Raw genomic sequence first — 1,450 nt, forward strand, 5'->3', positions numbered from 1 at the left:
CAATACTGTTCACTTGATAACCACTTTGGGCGCTATTCGCTGATTCAGCGGCTCCCATCGTCGCCGGATCCGGAAATTCGACATCTTTCGCTTCACGCCGCGGGGATTGCGCTTGCCGCGGCTTTGCACCGCGCGCCCGCTGGCGATTTCCCGCAGTAAGCTGAGCCTCCAACTTTGCCACTGCTCAGGGGGGAACAGCCGCCGCCTCGGGCAGGCGTCGGTTCAGCACGCGCACGGCATGAACGAACGATAAGTCTTCGGGTCGCTGTCCGCTGTCCTGTGCCGCCTCGTACATCAGGCGACGGATCGCCGCGTGGGTAAGCATTAACGCATAGAACTCCTGACGGACCAGATCAGGCGTCTTGCTGCGCAGCACCTTCTTGCCATCGCACAGATGTGTCTTGATCTCGTCAAACATCTCTTCTATTTTCCAGCGCCGGTGGTACAGCGCCGCGAGTTCTATGGCAGGCGCTACCGCTGCGTCCAGCAGATTGGTGATCAGGCGATACTGCGGCTCAGCATCAGGCACGCCTTCCAGGCGATACTCGATGACCCGCACGCGCATGCCGTTGCGCTGGTGTCGCCGGTCGGTGTCGCTGGCATAGACGGTGCTCAGGTACGAACCGTCTGCCAGCGGCACTTCGCACGGCAGCCGCAAATTCGACTTCACGCGCCACAGTAGCTTCGCTCCGGTGGCCACCGCGTCGCGCCACATGTCATAGCCATAGAACAGGCGATCGGCCAGCACCAGCATGTCGTCCGAGAATGCCGGAAACAGCTGGCGTGTGAGCGCCTGTTCGCTGTCATCGCATACCCCGCCCATCTGGACCTCACACAGCGCGTGCGTTGCACATTCGGCCAGCGCTACAAAGCGAATCTGCGGATACGCGGCCTCACCGCGCCCGCCCTGCGCATAACCGAACGCCTCCGCATTGACCTTCTCATCAGGCACATCCAGCGTCGAGCCGTCCACGCTCATGACCCGGTAGCCCGCATAGTCGCCGCCTGCAGTTCGTGGGCGTTGCGCTGCCTGCCGGGCGAACAGCTCGCGCATCACCTGCCAGCCCAGGCGTGCACGCCCCTGCGAGATCGCCGCCTTGCTGACCTGCGCATCGCGTACCTGGTCGCCGTAGATGCGCCGCAGCCCCTCGATCACCAGCCGAAACACTTCCTCATAGGCCACGCGCGGATACAGGCACATCGCCATCACGAAATACACCAGCACTTCCCGCGGCATATCGCGGCGTAGCCGCGTATGCACGCCGCACTTCACGAGCGCCTCCTTGACCTCGCCCAGCGAGCAGTTCAGCGCCAGATACCCCACCGCCAGATAGTCCGCGAGCCTCGCACCACCGGGCAGCGTTGCTTCCGTTCTTGCCATCTTCAAGCTCTTCTTGTCGTTGCAGGCGCTTGAAAGTTAACACAAATTCGAATTTGTTAACAGTATTGG

1 protein-coding gene is annotated in these 1,450 nt (G+C 61.9%); it reads right to left on the minus strand.

The features are described 5' to 3' along the window. Positions 1-184: 184 nt before the first annotated feature. Complete coding sequence (locus M0D67_RS41980) at positions 185-1,381, minus strand: IS4 family transposase (protein WP_266243682.1); 1,197 nt, start codon at positions 1,379-1,381, stop codon at positions 185-187. Positions 1,382-1,450: the final 69 nt, after the last annotated feature.

It is taken from the genome of Paraburkholderia sp. SECH4 (genome assembly GCF_030511745.1).
Lineage (GTDB): Bacteria > Pseudomonadota > Gammaproteobacteria > Burkholderiales > Burkholderiaceae > Paraburkholderia > Paraburkholderia madseniana.

Bases quoted from the DNA above. Each gene is read 5' to 3' on its own strand.
- M0D67_RS41980 (WP_266243682.1), bottom strand. From the start codon at position 1,381: ATGGCAAGAACGGAAGCAACGCTGCCCGGTGGTGCGAGGCTCGCGGAC.